This is a genomic window from Bartonella sp. AA1HLJMS (assembly GCF_042197445.1).
Taxonomy (GTDB): domain Bacteria; phylum Pseudomonadota; class Alphaproteobacteria; order Rhizobiales; family Rhizobiaceae; genus Bartonella.
Genome location: NZ_JBHIRW010000001.1, coordinates 151,463 through 170,171 on the forward strand (window position 1 = coordinate 151,463; position 18,709 = coordinate 170,171).

At 37.3% G+C, this 18,709-nt stretch carries 11 protein-coding genes; all 11 read right to left on the minus strand.

What is annotated here, in order from left to right:
* Positions 1 to 2,466 (minus strand): ATP-binding protein, encoded by a 2,466-nt coding sequence (locus tag ACFIQE_RS00620; protein ID WP_375639777.1) that lies wholly within the window; start codon positions 2,464 to 2,466, stop codon positions 1 to 3.
* A gap of 34 nt (positions 2,467 to 2,500) precedes the next feature.
* Entirely contained in the window at positions 2,501 to 3,898 is a 1,398-nt protein-coding gene (ahcY, locus tag ACFIQE_RS00625) for an adenosylhomocysteinase (protein WP_375620877.1), read from the minus strand.
* Positions 3,899 to 4,611: 713 nt separating this feature from the next.
* The gene (locus tag ACFIQE_RS00630; protein ID WP_375620876.1) at positions 4,612 to 5,610 is read right to left on the minus strand and encodes a complex I NDUFA9 subunit family protein; all 999 of its coding nucleotides are present in this window, start codon (positions 5,608 to 5,610) and stop codon (positions 4,612 to 4,614) included.
* Positions 5,611 to 5,654: 44 nt separating this feature from the next.
* Complete coding sequence (locus ACFIQE_RS00635) at positions 5,655 to 6,974, minus strand: bifunctional folylpolyglutamate synthase/dihydrofolate synthase (protein ID WP_375620875.1); 1,320 nt, start codon at positions 6,972 to 6,974, stop codon at positions 5,655 to 5,657.
* Positions 6,975 to 6,978: 4 nt separating this feature from the next.
* Positions 6,979 to 7,899: an acetyl-CoA carboxylase, carboxyltransferase subunit beta gene (gene accD, locus ACFIQE_RS00640; protein WP_375611366.1), complete on the minus strand. Its 921-nt coding sequence runs from the start codon at positions 7,897 to 7,899 to the stop codon at positions 6,979 to 6,981.
* A 1,006-nt stretch (positions 7,900 to 8,905) separates the two neighbouring features.
* The gene (locus ACFIQE_RS00645) at positions 8,906 to 9,604 is read right to left on the minus strand and encodes a sulfate transporter family protein (RefSeq protein WP_375620874.1); all 699 of its coding nucleotides are present in this window, start codon (positions 9,602 to 9,604) and stop codon (positions 8,906 to 8,908) included.
* 1,174 nt (positions 9,605 to 10,778) lie between these two features.
* Complete coding sequence (locus ACFIQE_RS00650) at positions 10,779 to 11,042, minus strand: hypothetical protein (protein ID WP_375707187.1); 264 nt, start codon at positions 11,040 to 11,042, stop codon at positions 10,779 to 10,781.
* Positions 11,043 to 11,482: 440 nt separating this feature from the next.
* Complete coding sequence (gene coaBC / locus ACFIQE_RS00655) at positions 11,483 to 12,904, minus strand: bifunctional phosphopantothenoylcysteine decarboxylase/phosphopantothenate--cysteine ligase CoaBC (RefSeq protein ID WP_375620873.1); 1,422 nt, start codon at positions 12,902 to 12,904, stop codon at positions 11,483 to 11,485.
* A 69-nt stretch (positions 12,905 to 12,973) separates the two neighbouring features.
* Complete coding sequence (gene ubiB, locus ACFIQE_RS00660) at positions 12,974 to 14,560, minus strand: 2-polyprenylphenol 6-hydroxylase (RefSeq protein WP_375639764.1); 1,587 nt, start codon at positions 14,558 to 14,560, stop codon at positions 12,974 to 12,976.
* 2 nt (positions 14,561 to 14,562) lie between these two features.
* Entirely contained in the window at positions 14,563 to 15,345 is a 783-nt protein-coding gene (ubiE, locus tag ACFIQE_RS00665; RefSeq protein ID WP_375612796.1) for a bifunctional demethylmenaquinone methyltransferase/2-methoxy-6-polyprenyl-1,4-benzoquinol methylase UbiE, read from the minus strand.
* 118 nt (positions 15,346 to 15,463) lie between these two features.
* Complete coding sequence (gene gyrB / locus ACFIQE_RS00670) at positions 15,464 to 17,896, minus strand: DNA topoisomerase (ATP-hydrolyzing) subunit B (RefSeq protein WP_375629169.1); 2,433 nt, start codon at positions 17,894 to 17,896, stop codon at positions 15,464 to 15,466.
* Positions 17,897 to 18,709 lie beyond the last annotated feature (813 nt).

An 18,709-nucleotide genomic window follows, 5' to 3' on the forward strand; every position in this document is an offset into this window, starting at 1 on the left:
TTAAAAAATCGTATCTCCTTTGGAGAGTGGGAAAAAACATTTAACTGTTGTTCCTTTTCCAGAACCGGTAAGAATTTCAACATGTCCACCGTGTAGTTCAACGAAACTTTTTACAAGGGAAAGGCCAAGACCCGCTCCCGCACGCCCACCATGGTGTGAATGGGAAGAAAAACGTTTAAAAATACGATCAAGGACGTCTTCTGGGATGTCAGAGCCCTGATTGTGAACGCTAAAGACAATGTTATCATCTTGTTCATCGACGCAAAATTCAATAGTACTCGCCTCCGTTGCAAAATTAATAGCATTACTCAGTACATTCACAAAAATTTGATGCAAGCGTTTTTCATCAGCAGAAATAGAATTTAAGGAAGGAGAAATTTGTTGTAAAAGCGTAATATGACGTTCATTAAGGCGATCTTCTACACGTGCTACTGCTTGTATCATAGCATCGGCAATGTTAACCGATTTTATGTCCAACTCCATAATGCCTGCATCAAGGGTAGCAAGATCAAGAATATCGTTAACAATATTTAAAAGAGTTCCTGATTCTGAATGAATGTGTTCAAGATATTCTTGTTGACGTTCATTGATAGAGCCGAAAATTTGATCACGTAAAATATCGGAAAATCCAATAATATTGGTGAGAGGTGTGCGTAATTCATAAGAAACATGTTGGACAAATTCATTACGCAAACGATCAGCACTTTCTAATGCTTCATTTTTTTCTTGAAGAGCACGCGCAACATGGACAGTGTCCGTAACATTCACAAAAGTAAGCATCGTTTGTCCATTAGGAAGAGGGACCAGAGTATAGTCAATAATCATATCATTTTTAAGATCTATACGACCTGAAAATGTTTCACGTTTTTCAGCAAAACCGGTAATGAACTTGGTAAATTGATCCCATTCTTGCCCCAAGGTTAAGGCTGAACAATGGCTTTGTAACTGCGTAATATGGGTTCCTTCTACCAGTAAATTATAAGGAAGAGACCACAATTTCGACAAGGCAGGATTCGATAAGCGAAGGCGTCCATCAGTACCAAAAACGACCACACCTTCAGAAAGTTTATCAAGTGTTTCACCTTGTATTTTAATAAGTGTATTATAACGGCGCTCAAGATCAATTTTTTCTGTAAGGTTTTCGTAAAGCCAAGTGACACCTCCTTGTGGATGAGGGTTCGAGACAACACGCACCGTACGTCCATCTGGAAGATTCCAAATTTGTTGGTTCGATTCTGTTTGCCAATAGGCTTTTAAAAGTTCTTCTTTCCATGCGCGCCAATCAGGGTGTTCAGCAATGAGCCCCTTTTCACGTAAACGTTCAAGAAACAATGTATGGCTTGGTTCACTTTCTAAAAAAGAACTCTCCAACGGCCATAAAATTTTGAAAGCATGATTACAGAATTTTAATTTTTGGTTTGTATCAAAAATGGCTACAGCTGTTGAAATTTGGTCAAGTGTTTCACAATGGCTTTGAAGAACATATCTTAATTCATGAGCAAGATTTTCATATGCGCTGTCATCACGTGCAAAAGCTGCCATCCCTTCAGCTGTTGTAATACGTGTGAGATGAAAACGGTGCCGTTCTCCACCAATAACCGTATAAACATGTTCTTGAAAAATTGTTTCTGTTTCATCTGTTTTGCGTTGTGTATTTTCATTGAAAAGATCCCCCACGTCATCACTGTCTTCACGAAAGTCTGTCATTTCTCTAAAGGCGCGATTGATAAAACAAACTTTTCCTTCACAATCTTTTATCCATACGGGCTCTTGAATAAGATCAAGAAGATTACGCTGCATTCTCAGTTCAGTAAGAAGGCGGGCGATATCTTTCTGTAAACGAGAATTTTCTTTCTGTTGTTTTGAGATATCTTGAAAACGAGCAATGGCGACTGTTCCTGCGATGACTCCTGTAACTTGTAGCGGTACATTGTTTGTGGTGGTGATAGAAAGATCAAAAGGGTGACATTTACAACGTAGTTGAGTCAATGCATAATCAAGTTCTCGCAGAGAATTTTCTTCAACCCAGAGCTCAAAACGCTGAAAATCTTTCTGATCGATTCCTATTTTTTGCAATGCAGAAAGAGCACCAACAACACGGGGTAAGGTTGTTGGATTTTCCCAAATAAGAAGGAATTGCTCGGTTTCTTCCAGAAGCCATTCATAATATTTAAGTTTTTCAGAAAAATTTGCCTGAATTATCTTCAAAGGCTTCTGTGCAGTTTTTTTTGCACGCACGGTAACAGCTATACACGAGAGAAGTGAAGCACAAGAAATTCCTCCACACAGCGCTAAAAGCAGCCATGGACCATTCGGCAAAGTGAAGAAAAATGGTAAATAACCTTCCAATGACTGAGCAAAAGCGCATGTTGGAGAAAAAAAGAAAAAAAAGCAAAATATATACGTATAGATTCGGATCTCTTTTTGAGTTTTTTCTTTGGGGTTATAGTCACCAAAGCTGAGCACGGCATCTTTCCCTTTTTTAACCCAAGGAAACGTATTAGTAACGGTAATGGTTTGGTTTATAAGGTCCTTGTGGTGAGACTCCAATATAAGCGGCTTGTTCTTCTGATAAAACACTTAATTTTATTCCTAACCGATCCAGATGTAGACGTGCAACCTTTTCATCAAGATGTTTAGGCAAAACAGTGACTTCATTTGTATAGTGTTCTGAACGGGTAAAAAGTTCAATTTGCGCTAAAACTTGATTAGTAAACGAGGCCGACATGACAAAAGAAGGATGCCCAGTCGCATTCCCGAGGTTTAACAAACGCCCTTCAGAGAGCAAAATGATGCGTTTTCCATCGGGAAAGGTGATCATATCAACTTGTGGTTTAATATTTGTCCATGGCAAATTTCTAAGGGCAGCGACTTGGATTTCGTTATCAAAATGACCAATATTTCCAAGAATACACATATCCTTTACTTGTCGCATATGATCTAAACGAACAACATCTTTATTGCCTGTTGTCGTGATGATAATATCAGCACTGGAAGCAGCATCATCCAAATTAACAACTTCATAGCCATCCATAGCGGCTTGAAGAGCGCAGATAGGATCAATTTCTGTTACTTTAACACGAGCCCCAGCACCAGAAAGAGATGCTGCTGAACCTTTTCCTACATCACCATAACCACAGACAATGGCAGTTTTACCAGCGATCATCACATCTGTTCCACGTCGAATACCATCGACCAATGATTCTTTACATCCATATTTATTATCAAACTTTGATTTAGTGACGCTATCATTAACATTAATAGCAGGAAAAGGTAGAAGTCCTTCTTTTTGTAACTGATAAAGACGGTTTACACCTGTTGTGGTTTCTTCGCTTACACCTTTAATTGCCGCGCGCTGTCGTGTAAAAAAACCTGGCGTTGCATCCATACGCTTTTGTATTTGTTTGAAAAAAATTTCTTCTTCTTCTGTTTTGGGATGCGATAAAATATCTTTATTTTGTTCTGCACGACTTCCCATTAAAATATAGTTTGTGGCGTCAGCTCCATCATCTAAAATAAGATTGGAAGGATTACCATCTGGCCATTGGAAGATTGCATCTATATAAGTCCAATATTCTTCCAATGTTTCACCTTTAATGGCAAATACAGGAATGCCAGTTGCGGCGATAGCTGCTGCTGCATGGTCTTGCGTAGAAAAAATATTGCTAGAGCTCCATCGTATATCGGCGCCAATCGCTTTTAATGTTTCAATTAAAACAGCTGTCTGAATTGTCATGTGCAATGAGCCAGAAATACGCGCTCCGCGCAAAGGTTGACTGGAAGAAAACTCCTTACGACAAGCCATCAAACCAGGCATTTCTGTTTCAGCAATATCAAGTTCTTTACGACCATAAGCAGCAAGTGCAATATCTTTGACAACAAAATCTTGAGCTGCCATTCTTCATTCCTTTAAAATAAGTTTTTCCAAGACGGTAGGAGAAATTAAAAAAAAATGCAAGACAAGAAGAGGACTTCTTTATGTGAAAAAGCTCTTTTAAAATCTCCATAAATTTGTGCAACAAATATGCATTTATGGATCTGAGTAGTGATGTTGCTGACGGAGTAGGAGATCTTCATGATAAGTTTTATTATATAAACAAAATTCTATCCTTTTCACGTAACTTTAAAGCTTTTAAAAGTCTCCAGAGGGAATACCTTTTAAATAATAAAAATGGTGCATTGCTTTACAGTTTTTATATTGATTTTTATGGGATAATATCGAAAGTAGTATACTCGTATTCTACTCACTTATGCGGTTGTTGAAAAAGGAAGAATTACTTTAATCTCATTATTAAGCTTTTTAGCAAAATAATATAAATGTAAAGCCATAGATTATCATGTTTATGGATAGGCAGTTCAGAATCGGTTCTTTAGGATTCCAATGTTGCACCTGCTCTTGGATAAAGACAGTTTATAAGAAGTGCTTTTCTCCTGTTTTCAACGATTTTTATCAAAAGACTATAGATATACGATTAAACATTTTTTGTGATACTGAATAGAGTATTTAAAATGTAAAAACATCACTCTATTGAACACTCTGATTTTAAAACCGCTAACAACGCGCTATGAATTATAAATCAAATAATTAACTCAGTTTTGGAAGAATTTATTCTAGACGAGTAGGTTTTGGGAAAATTGACCATGTGGACGAAATCGCCAGAGATAACTTGGCAAGAATGCTGCCATTGCTCTGGGGGTAATACCCACACCTTCTAGAGTATATCCATTCTCTATAGCTTCTTTAGAAACAATGTTATCCATTTGCAAAAAACGTATCTGATTGGCTGTTACGAGTGTTGGTACAAAAGGCAATTTACCGATTGTTCCCAAAATTCCTCCAATCAATAGACCAGCAGAAAGGGGCATGGATAGGATTGTTTTTTTACGGTGAATAATTTTGAGTATATTTTCAAGAGTATTTTGGAAGGTGATAATCTGGGGACCACCAAGATCATAATTTTTTCCCCAAGCAACCTGTCCATCTAAAGCGCGCACGATAAACTCAGCAACGTCACCAACATACACGGGTTGCAATTTGCTTTGTCCACCTCCAAAAAGAGGCATAATTGGTAAAAAACGTGACAAATCTGCTAAGGTGTTAAAGAAACAATCCTCTGGTCCAAAGATAACGGATGGACGGATAATAATTGCTTGAAGATGCTTGTTGTGAATGATTTGTTCACCCATAAACTTAACACGTGCATAAAGACATGAAGCATTCTCGTTAGCCACAAGTGTTGACATATAGATGAGCGGAATACCAGTTTCTGCTGTTAATTCAGCAACATTGTAAACACCATCAATTTGTGTGTTTTTAAAATTCGATTGACTTGCTTGTTTTAAGCTACCAGGCAAAAACACTGCCGCATCAGCTCCAAGCAACGCGCGTGCAACAGAGGCACGATGCTTGATATCTGTTTTAAGCATTTGGGTTTGTCCTACTTCTCCTATTTGGAGCATATAATAAGCTTTTTGTGGACAACGAACAGCGATACGAACGCGATATCCCCGCTTAGTCAAAGTTTCAACGACATGTCGTCCTACAAAACCGGATCCGCCAAAAACAGTAATGAGTTTAGGATGTTGATAAAGTGCACAATCAAGTTGCATGATTAAAAAGTCTATCTTTCAAAGCTTTAAAAATAGCTAATTATCTAGCACGGTGGTGTTTTATTGTCACGCAAAATATCACCCGCAAGATAAAGAGAACCACTAATAAGAACAATAGCCTCTTTATATTCCATTTTAATTTTATGTAAAGCATCTTGTAGGTGCGCTTTTGGGGCAGCAGGGATTCCTACTTTTTGGGCTGATTTAGCTAAGTCTGTTGGAGAGATACTGGCATTATTGTTAAGCAGCGGTATCGTATATACTTTATCGACAAGGTTAGCTAAAGGACGAAAATAACCGACAGCATCTTTGGTATTAAGCATGCCAGCAATCATAATAATGGGGCGATCTGTTTTTTTTCTCCATTGTGTAAGTTCTGCCGCAATAACTTTTCCTGCAGCAGGATTGTGACCACCATCTAACCATAAATCAATATCAGGAGATAGTTGATCAACCAAAAGTCCTTGGGTAAGATGCTGCATTCGTGCGGGCCAATAAATATTTTTCAAAGCGTCATTTATGGTTTGTTCTGAAAGTTGAAAACCCGCTTGATAAACTGCTTCAAGAGATGCACCAGCATTAGCAATTTGGTGGTCTCCAATAAGGTTAGGAAGAGGAAGATCCATGAGACCTTGATGGTTTTGAAAAACCATACGTCCATGTTCTTTATAGCTTTGATAATCTTGATCAAAGAGAGCATAAGATGCTTTATTTTTATCGGCAAGGGGTATTAAAGTAGCAAGAGTTTCTTCATAATTCTGCTTTCCGATGACCACTGGAACGTTTGGTTTTATAATTCCCCCTTTTTGAAAAGCGATTTGAGCAATTGTATTTCCAAGAAAGCTCTCATGATCATAATCAATGGGCATAATAAGCGATACAGCTGGTTTGTTAACGACATTGGTAGCATCAAAACGTCCTCCCAATCCAACTTCTAAAATGACAACATCAGCTGGATGTATACTAAACAACATAAAGGCAGCGGCTGTAAAAATTTCAAAAATAGTAATCGGCTCTTGACGATTTACTTTTATAATTTCACGGATTGTCTCAGCCAATTGGTTTTCTGTAACAAGTTGACCACCTCCTTTTTGACCTAACCGGCAGCGTTCATTCCAGTTGACGAGATGAGGTGAGCTATAAACATGAACGCGGTATCCTGCACTTTCCAAAAGAGCACGGCAAATTGCTGAAGCAGATCCTTTGCCATTTGTTCCAGCGATGTGAATAACAGGGGCAAGTTTTAAATGTGGGTTACCAAGACGCTCTAAAAGGTGAACAATACGCTCTAAAGAAAGATCAAATTTTTTCGGATAATTTCTTAGTAAATCATCCACCACCCTTTGTATTTGACTTTGTTGCATAAACTTAAGCTGCTTTTGTCCTAGAAAGCGATGTTTGAGAGTCTGTTGGGGATGGATCGGAAGGGTTAAAAACAGCAGGGCGTTTCATCATCAAGCGTAAAATACGCGCAATTGTTGTTTTCATTTCTAAACGCGATACAACCATATCAATCATACCATGTTCAAGCAGATATTCACTACTTTGAAAACCTTCTGGTAGGGTTTCGCGTATAGTTTGTTGAATCACACGTGGACCAGCAAAACCAATCATAGCGCCAGGCTCGGCAATGTGAATATCACCAAGCATGGCGTAAGAAGCAGTAACACCACCGGTGGTTGGATTAGTCAGCACAACAATATAGGGAAGCTTTGCTTCTTTCAACATTTCAATCGCTACAGTTGTACGGGGCATTTGCATCAACGAGAGTGTTCCTTCTTGCATTCGTGCACCACCAGAAGCAGCAAAAAGAACCAGCGGACGCCTTTCAGCAATGGCAGTATCAAAAGCTTTGATAATAGCTTCTCCTGAAGCCATACCAAGTGATCCACCCATAAAGGCGAAATCTTGAACAGTTGCAATAATTGGTAAGCCTTCAATCGTACCACGTGCACTTAAAATATTGTCATCAACCCCAAGTTTAGAACGATAATCTTTTAACCGGTCAATATAGCGTTTTTCGTCACGAAATTTTAAAGGATCTGTTACAACTTTTGGATTTTCAAGAGCTGTATAAACACCATCATCAAAAAAATGCATGAGACGATTTTTAGCACTGATACGCATATGATGACCAGAATTGGGAGCTACAAATTGATTAGCTTCCAGATCTTTATGGAAGACCATTTCACCACTGGTAGGATCTTTAATCCATAGATTTTCTGGAATTTCACGGCGCCCCAATATAGAGTTAATTTTAGGACGAACATAATTTGTAATCCAGTTCATCTTTATAACCTTCCTTTAAATATTGTGCATCTTTTGCATGATTTGAAAGAATATAGAACTTAAGCAGTCACATTTACTTTACCGGTTGAACAAAGGAGTCTATTTAATACTTTTATCAGCGTACGTATAGCTTGTTTTTTAATTTTTAATTTTTCCCATATCATAACAATCATATGCATCATGAAGAGTATTCCCTATAATAAATTTCTCATAAGTTCTAAGAACTTACATGTTTGTATTTTTTACTTTGGTGTTAAAATTTACTCCTTGCGATGGTTAACAAACGCCTTATTTTTAATAAAAAATGAATATCCAATTAATCATTCGTATCAACAGTTTTGAAGAAAAGAAACCTTATAGTATAAGGCGCTAACAAGGCTAAAATAATCCATTAAAGATAATGAATACAATAACGCTATATTAGCGAAACGCTAACATCAGAGCAAGATTTTTTTCAAAAGGTTTCTTTAAAGCGCACGCTTTTTACAATTAAAATAGAATACGCTCAAAATATCATTATATTACTCATTTACGTGCTTGTTTTACACAGATATCTTTCAATAATTTCCAAAACTCTCTTATGAAGAGTATACACTCTCCATGAATGGTATAAAAGACATTATGCTATCCGTTTTTACTGAAATAGAGGGTACAAAGCGGCACCATCATATTCTTTTTCAGTTTTCAATACGACGATAATGTTTGCATTAAGAGGATTCATATAAAGATATTTCACGCTTTTTTGAAAGTACTTTTATCCGCACACCACCTCCGTTTATGACATATTAACAAACGATTTCAATTGATCCAATATGAATAGGATTAAAATGAGAAACCCTCATAATATTTAGGTTTTTCACTCATGTCATAAAACGATAAATTATCATTATAAATCAATATATTGCCTTAATAAAAAGAAAAGCATAAAATTTTATATTATGCTTTTGGGGGCTTACAAGTTTTGTTTGATTTAAAGTTAAGGAGCATTATTTTTGTGTGATGCGTGCTATGTCTTTTGGGAAAGCGTTTTGTGTAAATGTGTCATAAAGGCGGCGGCAAAAAGCGGTGTTGCTAGATTAATAATAGGAATCGAAACAAAAAGCGCTATCAATAATCCTGCGCCAAAAACCGTTGTGTAATGAGTATGTAAAAAAGCACGGGCATCTTGTTCTGTTCGAAAACGGTAAGCCGCAAACAAGAAATATTCATGACCGAGCAAATAACCATTAATAAGATAAAAAGCAATTAAATTAATACCTGGTATGAAGAATAAAATAAAAGCAATTCCATTACCAAGAAGGCTTAAAATAACAAATTTAAAGGAAATGATAAGAGAACGCTGAAACGGCAAAGCTTGTCCAATAGGCTCGTTTGGGTAATCCTCTTTTTCAATGATTTCAGCAGCAGAGTCAATGAAAAAACCACCAATCATAGCTGAGATCGGTGCAATCAAAAAAGCCAACAAAAGAGCCAAACCAAGATTAAAAATGATAAGCATGCTAAAACCAATCCATCCAGCCCAACTAGGGAGTCCAGGAAGAAATTGAGCAATCCAGGGCCAAAAGTAAGACACAAAAAGTTGGTGCACACATAACCATAAAATGGTGAGAATGAAAAAAGTAACCCCCAATGCTTTCAGTATCATAATACGATATTGCGAGGTTAGAAGACGTTGTAAAGCACGATAAGCAGCAGTAAAAATCATAGATTAGTAAATTAAGGAAAGAAGCAAAAAAAACAAGAAATATATTTATTGTATGATTTTTTCTTTCTTTGAATTACAAGATTTTTTTCAAGAACATTATAAAAAACGGTTAAGGTTTCTTTGTTAAAAATAAAGTTTGAATAAATAGAAATTTTGATTTTTAAAAACAAAGAAGAATTTAACAAAGTAGCTGTTGTAGAAGAAATTTTTAGTATTTTTGTACATAGTGTAGATTATTGCGTTTATATGATATATGTAAAAAATTAAGGAATAAGAACTATTTGGTAGAAAAGTTGTTTATTTCTATTTATTCAGTAGAGTTATCTAACTTCGTTTATCTAAATGTTTAATTGTTTTGCACAATTCCTAAAATTCTGTACTTTTCTACTATTTGGCGGCATGCTTTTGCCTCTCGCTTTCAAAAAAATATTGAGTTCAATGGAATAGGGGTAACGTAGTAGCTCCGTAGATATTCTAATTTTGGGCAACAGAATGATTAATATGATAGAAGTGGAAAAAATAAGCTTAGGCGATTGACCGTCAGATCCCATAGAAAAGAGCAGTTTTTTGAGAAGAAGCAAAGAAAGGGAGAAACCACGGATGCTTAAAAATGATGAGATTTTGAATTTTAAAAGCTATAAGTGCAATGAAGTAAGCATTCATTGAAGCACTTTTCATACAAGTGGTGCACTGTATCAAATAATTTTTAGATAATAACACCACTAAGTTATCGAAGAGAATTGATCATTTTCAACTTGAATAAGAATCCCAAATATAGAAATATTCTTTAATTTCAAAGACTCTATTCAACATCAAAAAATTATTTACGTACACATTATAGGCGAGACCAATGTATGGATACAAAGCTTTCGATAAAGGAATAAAAATGCTTCTCATGAAACATCACAATGTGAGGATATCATGGATCAAATTCTAGTTTTTGTGGTCTTAGTATTCTGGAGAGAGGACATACACATTTAATCTTAAAGACCGATCACTGAGGAAAATAATAAAGGCTTCAGTTTCATAAACTTATAGACAGTGGTGCAGTGAATTTTGTCTACACTCTTTATAAGCGTCAGTGTGAGATATGCTTCAAATTGCATTGAGATGTTATAATATCATTGATTTATACATTATTTTTCATAGCGAATAAGAGCTCAAAATAAAGTTGTCATATTTTCTCATTAGCTGCTCTCATTATGAAACAATCAAAATCATTTATTTGCATATCATAAATATGACCAATATGGGATAAAAACATTGAAGAAAGAAAATACTTTTTATAAATTTTATCCATTACAAGAGCTTTGTCAAAATTGATGGTAGCCAAAGTGAATGATAGCTTGTTTTTTATAAGCTGGCGAGACAGTGGTGCAATAGATTCTACTTTTATGAAGGCTAGGGTGAGATAGGATTTTAAAAAAACATTTCCCAACGCTCATCATACCCATTTCGCAACAGCGTTTGTGAATGGTATATGGGTAAAGCTCTCGTGAATAATATAAAACTTATAGGGCATCACTAACTTTACGCTTAATAAAAAGAGCACGCTGGCACCATCATCCTCAGTGTTGTCCGAGACAAGCCCTTGGTTCTTGAGACGGTCCATTATAAGCGCTTTTAGTTCTTTCTTAAACGTTTTGTATTCATACAGTTATCCTTGTTTAAAACGTGCAAGAAAATGATTTTTATTGATTCAATATGAGAGAGATTGGAAATAAGAGAATCTTACGATGTCTGGGATTCTAATTTAATATGAACAATGCTAGGTTATCATTATAAATCAAAAATATTATATACTAATTGAGATGGATAGACACCTATTGTCAGTTCTATTTTATAAGGTGTTTTAATATCAACGCGTTTGAAGAGTTCTTATTTGCAAAGGGGTATATTTTTCTCATGAGGAGTAGATGTTTGGGGGGCAAAAAATGATACAATCACGTTTGCTAATTTTTGCGCTACGTGTTGTTTACTCATATGAGGCCATTGTTCAACTTTTTTTCTACTTACGAGATAAACTTGATTTGTATCAGCACCCATGACACTTGTACCATCTACTTGAAGAGAAATATCATTAGCAAGAATGAAATCAGCTCCTTTTTCAACACATTTTTTTTGCGCATTGGCAATGATATCACATGTTTCAGCAGCAAAACCAATGACCAATGAGGGGCGGTTTGGAGCGTGTCCAATCGTTGCTAAAATGTCAGGATTTTCGACTATATCAAGGGATGGTGGTATTTTATGAGCATTCTTTTTAATTTTGTGTAAAGACTGCGTTTGACTGCGCCAGTCACAAACAGCGGCAACAAAGATGGCACCATCAGCAGGCAATGCGGTTTGAACGGCTTTTAACATCTGTTGTGCTGTTTCAACATGAATTGTTTTTACTTCTTGTGGGTTTGCAAGATGAACAGGTCCACAAATAAGTGTTACTTTTGCACCCAAATGTGCAAGAGCGGTTGCGATGGCATGACCTTGTTTACCTGAGGACCGATTAGCAAGATAACGTACTGGATCAATTGGTTCATGGGTAGGACCAGAGGTAACGATGAAATGGCGGCCAAAAAGAGGTTTTTCATGCACATTCAAAAGATTCTCTATAGCAGCGACAATAGTTAAAGGTTCGCTCATACGTCCATATCCAATCTCATCACGTTCAGCCATATTTCCGATTTCTGGTCCGATGATATGAACGCCATCTGCGTGCAATTGTGCAACATTACGAATAGTTGCTGGATGCACCCACATGGCTGGATTCATGGCGGGTGCAATCAAGAGTGGACAGCGTGCTGCTAAAAGGACACAATCAGCCAGATCATCTCCTATTCCATTGGCTATTTTTGCAATGCGGTTGGCTGTAGCAGGAGCTAAAATAATCAGATCAGCATCACGTGCTAATCGGATATGTCCGATATCATGTTCTTCTTCGCGTGAAAATAAATCAGTATATACAGTACCACCGCTTAAAGCTTCAGCGGCTAAAGGCGTAATAAATTTTTGCGCCGCTTTTGTCATCACAACTTTTAAATGTGCTCCACGTTCTTGTAAACGGCGAATCAAATCAAGGGCTTTATAAGATGCAATACTTCCACCAATAATAAGAAGGAGAGATTTTGATTTCAATGATTGCACTTCAACAGCACTGGCATGAGAGGGGAGTGTGGTGTGAGTAGGAGGATTGCTTAAAAGACGGCGGGCTTCTTCTTCCATAGAAATACCGTTTTGCGCGGCGCGTATGCGCAAAGCTTCTTTGGTTTCAAGAGACAGGTTACGAATAGTAATACTGGCCATAAAATACCTCCAAGAAATAAAAATGATTTCAATGATTTCATTGTTGATATTTTTAGCATATTAAGGAGATTAGAAAAGATGAAAAAAGTAAAAAGTAAGACAAGCGCAACAAAGTGCAATGATGAAAAGACTATAACGACCATAACGGTTTCTGTGGCTTTGTTCCACAGCAAGTTGTTTGAGGGTAGCAGGAGAAAGATTAAAACCTGTTTTTCTCATTTGATTGAAATCTTCTTCTATTCGTTGGAAATTTTGAACCAATTGTGGTGTTTTGCGTGCCAGCGAAAGGAGAGCTTGTGCTCCTTCACTAAAGTCTTTTGCAACGCCTACGGGTCCTAAATTTTTACTAATCCATTCTTTGACAATGGGTTCAGAAGCTTTCCACATATTAAAAGTGGGGTCTAATGTGCGGGCAACACCTTCCACGACAACCATCGTTTTTTGCAGCAATAAAAGTTCAGGTCGCGTTTGCATGTCAAATAATTCAGTGACTTCAAACAATAAAGTGAGCAATTTAGCCATGGAAATGCTTTGTGCTGATTGTCCGTGAATTGGTTCGCCAATAGCGCGATTGGCTTGTGCAAAGCTTTCGATATTATGGTGTGAAGGAACATAGCCTGCCTCAAAATGGGCACGTGCAACTCGATGGTAATCGCGGGTAATAAAGCCGTAAAGAATTTCAGCAAGGAAATGCTTTTCTTTTTTGCCAAGCCTTCCTGTAATGCCTAGATCAACAGCGACAATACATCCTTTTTCATCTACGAATAAATTACCAGGATGCATATCGGCGTGAAAAAAACCATCACGCAGTGTATGACGAAGAAAAGATTGAATAAGCGTAATAGCAAGCGCCTTCAAATCAAATCCTGCCTCTTTGAGTTTGGAAGTTTCGGATATTCTTATACCATCAATCCATTCCATTGTAAGAACATTACGTCCTGTCCGTTCCCAGTCAATACGTGGAACCCGAAATCCTGTATCATGTTGAATATTTTCAGCCATTTCAGATATAGCTGCTGCTTCTAAGCGTAAATCCATTTCAAGTCGTGTTGTTTGTGCTAAAGTATCTACCACACAAACAGGACGAAGCCTTCGAGAGGCAGGGATATAGCGCTCTTGTAAATGAGCAATGAGATAGAATCCTCTAAGATCTTTAGAAAAACGTGCTCTGATATTGGGACGAATAACTTTTACAGCACATTTTTTCTTATGGCCAGTTTCATCACTGTATTCAGCTGGATGAACTTGAGCAATAGAAGCGGCGGCAATGGGGGGATAAAAATTTACGAATAAATCATCAATAGAGCGACCAAGAGAACTTTCAATTTGAGCAATAGCGGCAGTGCAAGAAAATGTTTGGACACGATCTTGTAGCTGTGACAAATCTTCCGCAATATCACGCCCAACAATATCAGGTCTTGTGGCAAGAAATTGACCAAGTTTTATGTAAGAGGGTCCAAGCTTATTAATGGCATATGAAATATTTTCAGATCGCTGTTTCTTTTTTGTTTTGCGTCGTGCTAATGCACTCGCTATACGATGACATAGCGCTGGAAATCCTTGAAGATCATCATGAGGAAGAGCACTTAAAACACCTTCACGTGTTAAAACCCATCCTGCACGCATCAATTGAAAGTAAGGGGAAATTTGCACCATTTTTAAATTTTCCAACCTGAATGCAGCGCCGCAATCGCACCGGTGAGATTGCGGTACGATACCCGCGAAAACCCCGCATGCTTGATCATATGGGAAAAATCATCTTGCTTAGGAAATTTGCGGATAGATTCAACCAAATAACGATAAGCATCGCCATCATTTGCGATAAATTGACCTAGCTTAGGGATAGCATGGAAAGACCAAAGATCATAAATTTTATCGAGCCAAGGCATCTCGACATTTGAAAATTCTAAACATAAGAAACGTCCACCGAGCTTTAAAACACGAAAAGCTTCTCTAAGAGCTTGATCAATATGAGGAACATTGCGAATTCCAAAAGCAATCGTGTAAGCGTCAAAGCTTTGATCTTCAAAAGGTAGATTTTCTGCATTGGCTTCAACAAAATCAATCAGAGGGGCAAGACCATTTTTTTGTGCGCGTTTTTTGCCAACGCTGAGCATTGAGCCATTAATATCAAGCACTGTAGCATGGGCTTTTTGGCGTGAAGCATTAAGAATACGAAAAGCAATATCACCTGTACCGCCAGCGACATCAAGAACTTTCCAATGAGAAAGTGCTGGTGGGGAAAGCCAAGCAATCATGGAATTTTTCCACACACGGTGTAGCCCTAAGGATAAGATATCATTCATCTTGTCATAATTTTCAGCAACAGAATGAAACACACCATCCACCATGGATTGTTTTTGTGTTTCATCTACTATTGTAAAACCAAAAGAGTGCTCCATGCCACCCTTGGTTCCTACACGTTCTGTTTCAATTGCCATGTATATGATCTTCCTTATTTTTCTTTTATCGTAAATGAAATAGAGAGGGAATGTTCAACTACGAAAAAACAACGTATAAAACTACGACGTTTACACAGCCAAAAACAGAAGAGTACCTTTAGATATCAAGATTGGCAACGCTTAAGGCATTGTCTTGAATAAAAATACGTCTAGGTTCAACTTCATCACCCATGAGACGAGAAAAGAGTGAATCTGCATCGGTTGCATCATTAATCTTTACTTGTAAAAGAGAACGTGCATTGGGATCAAGCGTTGTTTCCCAAAGTTGTTCAGCATTCATTTCCCCAAGACCTTTATAACGTTGAAGAGTAACACCTTTTTTACCGTTTGTAAAAATGCTCTCTAAAAGGCTCATAGGACCAAAAATACGCTCTGTTTTATCTTTGCGACGTAAAAGAACAGGAGGATGATATATGTCGATAAAATTTTGAGAAATGCGATCAATTTGGCGTGCGTCAGTTGAATTTATAAGTCCCACATCAAGCGTAACAACATCTTTAACACCACGCAAAATACGCTCAAAACATAAACTTCCATCTGCTGTATATTGTCCACTCCAACCTTGTTCCATATCATCAGCAATCAGATTAAGGCGGTGTGCTGTAGTATCTGCTATTTTTTGCGCTTTTTCTTGTGTTGCAAAGACTTCAAGATTAAAAGCGCCAGCAATTGCTGCTTGTTCAACAATATTACGGTCATAACGGGTATGAAGACCATTTAAAAGTTGACGTAATATACGAGCATCTTTAGCGAGTTGATACAAATCAGCTCCTGCACGAACTTCTCCCGTTGAAAGCTCAAGCGTTGTTTCTTCTAATCCAGTATCGATCAAGAATTCTTCAAACGCTGCTTCATTTTTAATATATTGGGAAGATTTTCCACGCGATACTTTATAAAGAGGAGGCTGAGCAATATAAAGATGTCCACGTTCAATCAACTCGGGCATTTGTCTAAAAAAGAAAGTGAGCAGCAGAGTACGAATATGGGCTCCATCAACGTCCGCATCCGTCATGATAATAATCTTATGATAACGTAATTTATCCGGCGAAAATTCATCCTTACCGATAGACGTTCCAAGAGCTGTAATAAGTGTTCCAATCATATCAGATGAGAGCATGCGATCGAAACGTGCTCGTTCAACATTGAGGATTTTACCACGAAGGGGTAAAATTGCTTGATTTTGACGTGAGCGCCCACTTTTTGCTGAACCGCCAGCCGAATCCCCCTCGACAATAAAGATTTCTGATTTTGCGGGATCTCGTTCTTGGCAATCGGCAAGCTTTCCTGGTAGAGAAGTGATATCAAGTGCCCCTTTTCGTCTTGTGAGTTCACGTGCTTTGCGTGCTGCTTCACGTGCTGTTGCAGCTTCTACCACTTTACTAATGAGAAGTTTTGCTTCATGAGGATGTTCTTCCAGCCATATTGAAAGACCTTCATTGACCAAATTTTCAACAATAGGGCGCACTTCAGAAGAGACTAACTTATCCTTTGTTTGTGAAGAAAATTTTGGATCAGGAACTTTGACAGAAAGAATAGCTGTTAATCCTTCACGGCAGTCATCACCGGTTAAGTTCACTTTTTCTTTTTTAGCAATACCTGAAGATTCAGCATAGCCATTAATTTGGCGTGTAAGGGCACTTCTGAAACCTATCAAATGCGTTCCACCGTCACGCTGAGGGATATTATTGGTAAAACACAAGACCTTCTCATGATAGGAATCATTCCACCACAGGGCAACATCAACGCTCATACCATCCTTTTCACTTGCAATATAAATAGGAGTATCAAGCAGAGCTTTTTTTGATTGGTCAATATATTTCACAAACTCTATTAATCCACCTTCATAATGCAATTCAACGGATTTAATATCAGCATGACGCTCGTCAACAAGAAGAATATAAACCCCAGAATTTAGAAAAGCTAATTCCCGTAAACGACGCTCTAAAGTTTCAAAATCAAACTCAACCATAGTAAAGGTTTCAGAGCTTGGTAAAAATCTAATTTCTGTTCCACTTTCTTGATCGCAATCGCCAACAACTTTTAATGGAGCATCAGCTACCCCGTGGGTAAATGATATTTCATGAATTTTACCATTGCGTTTGATTTGCAATTTAAGCCAAACGGATAATGCATTCACAACAGAAACGCCAACACCGTGTAATCCGCCTGAAACTTTATAAGAGTTTTGATCAAACTTTCCACCGGCATGAAGCTGTGTCATAATAACTTCAGCGGCAGAAATACCTTCTGTTGGATGGATATCTGTCGGAATTCCACGTCCATTATCACGAACAGAACAAGAACCATCAGCATGGAGTGTGACGTTTACAAGAGTTGCATGACCGGCTAAAGCTTCATCGATAGCATTGTCTACAACTTCATAGACCATATGATGTAACCCCGATCCATCATCAGTATCACCGATATACATACCAGGACGTTTGCGTACAGCATCAAGACCTTTGAGAACTTTGATAGAAGCGGCATCATAGTTATTGCTTTGTGCTGGTGAGGTTATTTCATCACTCATAAGTTAGTCCATTCCTGTGTTCAATTTACAATATTTTATCCGCTTTTTTAAAGCTCAATGTTCTGATCAGTTATTTATGGAATAACCACATTAAATATTTACCGTATATCAGATCTAGATTCAATATCTGTCGATATATAATGGAGAGAATGATAAAATGATAGTGTACTGTTATGCTGTAAAACACTAGGACGGTGATATAAGGCGAATAAACGCTTATGACTTATGCAAAAAACTGTTTCATAAACGATGCTATTTACTTTGTTTATTTTTGCATATGCGTAATGTTTCAGAATTAGTTATGCATTTTTGTGTTACACTAATAAAGGTCTCACTTGTTTTATCCATAAATCAATTTTTCAATCCTAATTCTACCATATATTTAAAACAAAGGTTGCGAGCTCTCTAAGCAGTTCAAACTTTTGTATGTTAGATTGAGGCGAAAATATTTTGTATATTGGTTTGTGTTATCTTTAAAATGTGAAAAACGCTTCATTTGAGGAAAATATAAATGCGTAAATGTAAAAACACGTTTCTACGATCATCTTTTATATTCAACTTTACAATTAAAAAAACGTCTACGGTGATATTTTTGAATAATGAGGGTAATGACGAATTATCTTACGCTTTTGTTTCTTGCATTCTCGTGAGGTTGCATCGCTCAATGTTCCCAAACTCATTTTACAACGATGTTTGAATAGTATAACGCAAAATACCCTGTGAATACTACAAGATTTATGTCCTCCATCTTTCCCATCGTGACAATAAAGTGCAAATCAGAATCATCATTTTATTTTTCAGCTCTTAAATGTT

Bases quoted from the DNA above. Each gene is read 5' to 3' on its own strand.
- gyrB (WP_375629169.1), bottom strand. From the start codon at position 17,896: ATGAGTGATGAAATAACCTCACCAGCACAAAGCAATAACTATGATGCC.
- ACFIQE_RS00630 (WP_375620876.1), bottom strand. From the start codon at position 5,610: ATGCAACTTGATTGTGCACTTTATCAACATCCTAAACTCATTACTGTT.
- ubiE (WP_375612796.1), bottom strand. From the start codon at position 15,345: ATGGCAATTGAAACAGAACGTGTAGGAACCAAGGGTGGCATGGAGCAC.
- ACFIQE_RS00635 (WP_375620875.1), bottom strand. From the start codon at position 6,974: ATGCAACAAAGTCAAATACAAAGGGTGGTGGATGATTTACTAAGAAAT.
- coaBC (WP_375620873.1), bottom strand. From the start codon at position 12,904: ATGGCCAGTATTACTATTCGTAACCTGTCTCTTGAAACCAAAGAAGCT.
- ubiB (WP_375639764.1), bottom strand. From the start codon at position 14,560: ATGGTGCAAATTTCCCCTTACTTTCAATTGATGCGTGCAGGATGGGTT.
- ahcY (WP_375620877.1), bottom strand. From the start codon at position 3,898: ATGGCAGCTCAAGATTTTGTTGTCAAAGATATTGCACTTGCTGCTTAT.
- accD (WP_375611366.1), bottom strand. From the start codon at position 7,899: ATGAACTGGATTACAAATTATGTTCGTCCTAAAATTAACTCTATATTG.
- ACFIQE_RS00645 (WP_375620874.1), bottom strand. From the start codon at position 9,604: ATGATTTTTACTGCTGCTTATCGTGCTTTACAACGTCTTCTAACCTCG.